This is a genomic window from Paraglaciecola sp. (assembly GCF_051252315.1).
Taxonomy (GTDB): domain Bacteria; phylum Pseudomonadota; class Gammaproteobacteria; order Enterobacterales; family Alteromonadaceae; genus Paraglaciecola.
Genome location: NZ_JBPOFP010000170.1, coordinates 1 through 6,727, shown reverse-complemented (window position 1 = coordinate 6,727; position 6,727 = coordinate 1). Strand labels below are relative to the sequence as shown.

The following is a 6,727-nucleotide window of genomic DNA, read 5'->3' as shown; positions in this document are numbered from 1 at the left end:
ACATATAATTTTATTAAAAAATGAAACTAAGTAAAGACTCAATATAAATTCAATTACATTTTTTCCATCGTTTCAATTCCAAGTAAGCCTAAACCTGACTTTAACGTTTTAGCTGTAAGCTGAGCCAAGACTAAACGGCTATTTCTTGTTTGCTCGTCAATACCTTCTTTTAAAATTGGACAGGCTTCGTAAAAGGTCATAAATAAACTCGCTAATTCATAGATATAAGTGCATAACACATGTGGTGTACCATCAGAACTCACTTGTTTCATCGCTTCTACGTATTGTAATAACTTAACCGCTAAAGCTAATTCCTGCTCGGCCTGTATTTCGACATTAGCTTGAAGGTCATTAGCTTTTATATTGGCCTTTCTAAAGATACTTTGGATTCGAGTATAAGCATATTGTAAGTAAGGCGCTGTATTGCCTTCAAAGCTAAGCATAGTATCCCAATTAAAAATGTAGTCCGTGGTGCGGTTTTTACTTAAATCAGCATATTTAACTGCACCGATCCCTACTTTTTCAGCAATCGCTTTACGCTCTTCGACACTGAGATCTGACTCTCGTTTATTGATAAGTATCTCTGCGCGTTCAACTGCTTCGTCTAACAACTCTGCAAGCTTAACTGTACCACCGGTACGTGTTTTAAAAGGTTTTCCATCGTTACCTAACATCATACCAAATGGGCAATGTTCATAACTTTGTTCAGGTTTAATAAAGCCTGCATTGCGAGCAACAATTTCAGTTTGTTTGAAGTGTAATGCTTGACGAGCGTCAGTTAGGATTAACGTACGATCGGCTCCTAAAGTATTGTTTCGATATCTAATAGCGGCTAAGTCGGTGGTAGCATACAAATACCCTCCCCCAGACTTTTGCACGATATAAACCGCTGGATTACCTTCTTTATCAGCTAACTCTTCAAGAAACGCGACTTGTGCACCTTGGTCTTCTACAACAATACCTTTCTCTTTTAACTCAGCAACGGTTGGCGCTAGATCTTCGTTATAGGCACTTTCACCCATAATATGTTCACGTTTAAGGGTCACATTAAGTTTAGAATAGACTTCTTCACTGTGTTTTATTGATACATCTACAAATGTTTTCCACAAAGAAATACACTCTGGATCACCACTTTGTAATTTAACGACGTTTTCACGAGCACGGTCGGCAAAGCCTTCTTCATCATCAAAACGTACTTTAGCAGCACGATAAAAATCTTCTAAGTCAGACAAAGCAGTTTCAGCAGCACTGTCAGCAGCTAACTTGTCATTTAAGTGAGTGATCAGCATGCCAAACTGTGTTCCCCAATCCCCCATATGGTTTTGACGTAACACCTTGTGCCCCAAAAATTCCAACGTTTTAACAACGGCGTCACCAATAATGGTGGTACGTAAGTGTCCGACGTGCATTTCTTTAGCAAGGTTGGGAGATGAATAATCCACCACGACTGTTTGAGGTGATTCAGCTTCAATCAATAAACGTTGATCAGCGTTAGCCTGCTTAATCTGATTAGCTAGCCATACTGGGCTCAAATGAATATTAATAAAACCAGGGCCCGCGACTTCTAACTTTTCGACTTCTTCATCTAGTTTAACTGCCGCGACGATTTTATCGGCTATATCTCTAGGCTTTTGTTTCAAGACCTTAGATAATGCCATAGCACCATTAAACTGATAATGACCAAAACCAGCACGAGTACTGCGGCTTAATGGCGCTGGGCTATCTTCAGGTGCACCAATTTCTACCAGTGCGGCTCTAAATTTTGCTAATAAATATATTTGTAAATTCATCTGTAATCTTTTCCAACTAGGCTAATTTAGGCTTAGTGCTCTCTGGTATTATGGAAGGTAATATCTGGGTGACGCTCTTGAGCCAAACTTAAATTTACCCGTGTTGGCGCAATATAAGTTAGGTTGTCTCCACCATCCAAGGCTAAGTTTGCTTCGGCTTTACGTCTAAAATCGTCTAATTTAACAGGCGATTCTGCGCTAACCCACTGTGCCGTATAAACATTGATATGTTCGTACATTGCATCAACATTGTATTCACCTTTTAATCTAGCCACTACCACATCAAACTGCAGAACACCTACTGCGCCAACAATTAGATCGTTATTTTGTAGTGGCCTAAAGACTTGAACTGCCCCTTCCTCTGAGAGCTGAATAAGTCCTTTTTGTAATTGTTTTTGTTTAAGTGGATCTTTTAGACGAATACGTTTGAATAACTCTGGTGCGAAGTTTGGAATTCCAGCGAAACGGAACTTTTCACCGGCAGTAAAAGTGTCACCAATTTGAATAGAACCATGGTTATGTAAACCAATAATGTCACCAGCGTACGCTTCTTCTAACAAGGCTCGGTCACCGGCTAAAAAGGTCAAAGCATCTGAAATACGTACATCTTTACCAATTCGAGTGTGGTGCATTTTCATGCCTTTTTCATATTTACCAGATACTATCCGGCAAAATGCAATTCTGTCTCGATGTTTTGGGTCCATGTTAGCCTGTATTTTAAACACAAAACCACTGAATTTTTGTTCGTTAGACTCTACTTTACGTTCGTTAGTATCCCGACCTTGTGGTAACGGAGCCCACTCGGTTAAACCATCTAACATGTGATCTACACCGAAGTTACCCATGGCGGTACCAAAAAATACCGGTGTTAATTCGCCAGCTAAAAACTCTTCATGATTGAACTCATGAGAAGCCCCTTGCACTAGTTCCAACATTTCTCTTAATTCTTCGGCATAACTGCCTATCGCGTCATCCAATTCTGGGTTATCTAGCCCTTTTACAATACGGACTTCTTGAATTGTGTGACCTAGACCTGTTTGATACAAAAGGGTTTCATCACGTAGTAAATGATAAACACCTTTAAATTCTTTACCCATACCAATTGGCCAAGTAATAGGTGCACACTTAATATTTAAAACATTTTCCACTTCGTCTAACAAGTCAATAGGATCACGTGTATCTCGGTCTAACTTGTTCATAAACGTGATAATTGGAGTATCTCGTAAACGTGTTACGTCCATCAATTTAATAGTACGGGCTTCTACACCTTTAGCCGCATCAATAACCATTAAACAAGAATCAACCGCTGTTAATGTACGATAGGTATCCTCAGAAAAATCTTCGTGCCCTGGAGTGTCTAAAAGATTCACTAAGTGATCTTTATACGGAAACTGCATCACAGAAGTCGTAACGGATATGCCCCGTTCTTTCTCCATTTCCATCCAATCTGACTTAGCATGCTGACCAGATTTTTTACCTTTTACTGTACCTGCTTTTTGTAAGGCATTTCCAAACAAAAGTACTTTTTCAGTGATGGTTGTTTTACCCGCATCAGGGTGAGAAATAATCGCGAAGGTACGGCGTTTATCAACTTCTTGTTGAAAGGACATGGAAATACTCTTAAGTGAACAGGTTACAAAATATTTTGGCCGCGAATTGTATACGAGTCGGGCCTAAATGTCCCTCCTTCTTAAAAATTATTGTTATTCGCAAGATGGTGACGTGAAGGTGAGAAAGCCTTAAAAATTAGAAGGAACTTGTGCGTGGTAATATAAACGCCCAGCATTCAAGTATATTAAACTAAAAAAAATAATAGGTTTATATAGAAATATTTATTTACTAAAAAGAAATATTAATTTATATTGTTTTTTAAGGTTAATTTTTTTCCTAAAACTTAAATAACAATAGTAAATAAAAGGTAGTTTTCATGTCTCGTAGAAAGATGTTTAGTGGCGAGCAATTAAAAGCGTTACGCAAAGAGTCAGGCTACACCCAAGAAGAATTAGCTCTAAGGGTAGGCATAAGTCGTGAAACTGTTTCTGCTATTGAAAATGAAAAACCAGAGACTATGAATAGTATTGGTGTAGAAGTCATCAGTAAATGGTGGTCAATATGTCGACAAAAAGCCTCTGAACAAACTCGTGAGTCATTTTTCTCAACTGTCATGGACTATTTTGGCTTTAATTTAAGTTAAACATACTTTAGTCTATTGGCATGTTGATACGTGCCTACTTCCCCAAATTTATCACAGCCCTCTTCGGAGGGTTTTTTATCGCGTTGGGAATATTTTCTTTTGGCAATGCAGTTATTTTTGATCGCGTTTATATAGGTGTTTTAATATTTACAGCCATAATATGTAGAGAAAACATTAATGTAATAGCTGTTATCACCATTTTATTTATTCAGGCATTAATTAGTGAAATAGCCTGGATGACGTTACTGGATGGCCTATTAATTAGATTCGTCTTAATCATTTTTTCTTTGTTTGTTTGTTATGTATGTCGGCACGACAAAATCACTCGCCTAATTACACCTATTTTAATCTTAGTTTTAGGTGCCGAAATATATTGGTTGTATATCGACTATTCAGCCCCAGCTACAACTTGGTATATTTGGTTAAACTTATCAACATTAGGTGTTAGGTACTTATTGATGTACCGGGTTAGTTTTGTTGATCAGTATTTTTCCAACAAAGGGGAATCAATCAACTTAGATTGGGTAATGTATAAATTAACCGCTTTTTTTATACTGACTCAAATTTTGATGATACTTGAATACCTCATCAGACATATTTTTGATGTTCCTAATATGATACTAGTTTACTCCCTCTATCCTTATCTTATTCAAGGATTAACCACTGTATCCATTTGGGTTGTTTTTCATGAAAGTTATAAATTATTACTACCTAAAATTTTAAAGGTTTAAAACTTCCCTCCACATCTGTAAAAAAAACCGACATAATCCTTATTGGGAATTTTCCCACCCATTTATAAGGAACGAGAATGAAATTATTAGCCATTACTTTGGTAGTATTTACCACTGCGTTTGTCAGTCCTAAAATTTACGCTTCAATAAACACCAACGAAGCAAAAAGTTTAAATGAACAAAGCGAAACTTCGACGGCTATGACTAGCTCAAGGCGCACGCCGCCTGTCTCAGAATTAGCAATGACGAGCTCACGACGCACACCACCTGTTTCTGAATTAGCTATGACGAGCTCAAGACGCACGCCACCTGTTTCAGAATTAGCTATGACGAGCTCACGACGCACACCACCTGTATCTGAATTAGCTATGACGAGCTCAAGACGCACGCCGCCTGTATCAGAATTAGCCATGACAAGCTCACGACGCACACCACCTGTTTCTGAATTAGCCATGACTAGCTCACGACGCACGCCACCTGTTTCTGAATTAGCTATGACGAGTTCAAGACGCACGCCACCTGTTTCTGAATTAGCCATGACTAGCTCAAGACGCACGCCGCCTGTCTCAGAATTAGCCATGACGAGCTCACGACGCACACCACCTGTATCTGAGTTAGCTATGACCAGCTCAAGACGCACGCCACCTGTATTTAAGTTAGCTATGACTAGCTCAAGACGTACACCGCCTGTTTCTGAATTAGCTATGACTAGCTCAAGACGCACACCACCAGTGTTTGACTTAGCAATGACCAGTTCAAGACGTACACCACCTGTATTGGGTACAGTTGCCTAAAATAACCTCACTGCAATAAGAACCAGGTATGCCTACTTTTAATATTGGCTCCTTATCACCGGAGCCAAAAATATTTATCATTACGAATCAAAAACTTACCTATTATCGCCCTATTAATTTCCCATGTGGAACTGAATCCACATTTTATTGCATACAATAATTCCCGAGTAAGAAATTTGGATTGAAATAAAATTACTATAACAATTCAATCCTGTTGTAGTTCAATAATCGACAGAGGAAAATAATATGTATATTAATGGTGCAGATCTAAGAAAAATGCGTCTAGACGCAGGTTTAACCACAGTAAAAATGGCCAAGCTTGCTAACGTTAAAACGAGAAAAACCTACGAAAATTGGGAAAAAAATATAGGCGCACCAAGCATGAATCAATTCATTGCTATGTGTGTTGGTTGTAATTACAACTCTTCTAAATTTGTTAAGTTGGCAGTTGACCGTCAAGACGATACAGAAGCACTAAATGTAATAGCTGCTCGCAAATAATTATTATATTGGGGAGCTCACGACTCCCCGATTTTTATGAACTTAAATTAAATCCACCAAGCTCTAAACACATAATTAGTGCGTCTTCCCTGCCCTTTGAATTAATATAATAATCGTGGCGTGTTTCTATGACATTAAACCCGACTGACTCATAGAGACCAATTGCGGCGGTATTTGATTGGCGAACCTCCAACCATACTTGTTGAATTTTATCTTTAGTACTGCGCTCGATTATATAGTCTATTAAATCTCTACCATATCCTTTACCGCGCTCACTCTCCTTGACTCCTATATCCATTATTGTCAGTTCGTCTAACACTTTCATCGCAATAAAATATCCGACTGTATCGGAGTTTGACTCAAGGTAATAGGCAAAATAAGGAGGTGTTAAACAATCATCAAAAATTTTTCTAGACCAAGGGCTAGGTTGACCTTTATTGTGAAGTTCAAACCCAAGATCACTGCTTTGAGGCGTAATCGGAATAAATGTCTTGTTCATATACTTTGTTTAAGGAGCTCCAATTGAGTTTTGTATCGCTAACCATAGTTGTCTTTTAACTTGAGGATCATTAAGTAAAGGAAACTCTGGTGTGGAAAGTAATTTATTAGCAAAATCTACTTGGTCACTTTCTTGCCAAGCTAGTGGATAACTAGAATAATCAGATATGTTTGCTTTTTCTATAGATGTTTTGCCTAGTTTTTCTATGTTCATAGCTA

At 38.2% G+C, this 6,727-nt stretch carries 8 protein-coding genes and 1 pseudogene; 4 read left to right on the top strand and 5 right to left on the bottom strand.

Translation table 11 applies throughout. The features are described 5' to 3' along the window. Window positions 1-53 precede the first annotated feature (53 nt). A complete protein-coding gene (gene argS / locus ACSHXM_RS20300) occupies window positions 54-1,790 on the bottom strand; it encodes an arginine--tRNA ligase (protein WP_435691955.1) in 1,737 nt (578 codons plus the stop codon). A 32-nt stretch (window positions 1,791-1,822) separates the two neighbouring features. Beyond that, window positions 1,823-3,400 (bottom strand): peptide chain release factor 3, encoded by a 1,578-nt coding sequence (prfC, locus tag ACSHXM_RS20295; RefSeq protein ID WP_435691953.1) that lies wholly within the window; start codon window positions 3,398-3,400, stop codon window positions 1,823-1,825. Window positions 3,401-3,717: 317 nt separating this feature from the next. Here prfC and ACSHXM_RS20290 point away from each other — a divergent pair, with 317 nt between their 5' ends. Beyond that, window positions 3,718-3,984, top strand: coding sequence for a helix-turn-helix domain-containing protein (locus ACSHXM_RS20290; RefSeq protein ID WP_435691950.1), 267 nt, complete (start codon window positions 3,718-3,720; stop codon window positions 3,982-3,984). A 20-nt stretch (window positions 3,985-4,004) separates the two neighbouring features. After that, on the top strand, window positions 4,005-4,715 hold the full coding sequence (locus ACSHXM_RS20285) for a hypothetical protein (RefSeq protein WP_435691948.1): 711 nt from the start codon (window positions 4,005-4,007) through the stop codon (window positions 4,713-4,715). Between the two features lie 136 nt (window positions 4,716-4,851). Here the strand turns inward: ACSHXM_RS20285 and ACSHXM_RS20280 are convergent, their stop codons facing one another. Then, window positions 4,852-5,295, bottom strand: a complete 444-nt coding sequence (locus tag ACSHXM_RS20280; RefSeq protein WP_435691946.1) for a hypothetical protein — start codon at window positions 5,293-5,295, stop codon at window positions 4,852-4,854. Here ACSHXM_RS20280 and ACSHXM_RS20275 point away from each other — a divergent pair. Both ACSHXM_RS20275 and ACSHXM_RS20270 read left to right on the top strand, forming a co-directional pair. After that, window positions 5,294-5,509 carry a hypothetical protein gene (locus ACSHXM_RS20275; RefSeq protein ID WP_435691944.1) on the top strand — a complete coding sequence of 72 codons (216 nt, stop codon included), beginning with the start codon at window positions 5,294-5,296 and terminating at the stop codon, window positions 5,507-5,509. The genes ACSHXM_RS20280 and ACSHXM_RS20275 overlap by 2 nt on opposite strands. A 246-nt stretch (window positions 5,510-5,755) precedes the next feature. Further along, window positions 5,756-6,010: an XRE family transcriptional regulator gene (locus ACSHXM_RS20270; protein WP_435691942.1), complete on the top strand. Its 255-nt coding sequence runs from the start codon at window positions 5,756-5,758 to the stop codon at window positions 6,008-6,010. 34 nt (window positions 6,011-6,044) lie between these two features. On the opposite strand, the gene rimI is transcribed toward ACSHXM_RS20270, so the two are convergent. Further along, the gene (gene rimI / locus ACSHXM_RS20265) at window positions 6,045-6,509 is read right to left on the bottom strand and encodes a ribosomal protein S18-alanine N-acetyltransferase (RefSeq protein WP_435691940.1); all 465 of its coding nucleotides are present in this window, start codon (window positions 6,507-6,509) and stop codon (window positions 6,045-6,047) included. A gap of 9 nt (window positions 6,510-6,518) precedes the next feature. Next, a pseudogene (locus ACSHXM_RS20260) lies at window positions 6,519-6,727 on the bottom strand (hypothetical protein); the annotation flags it as partial.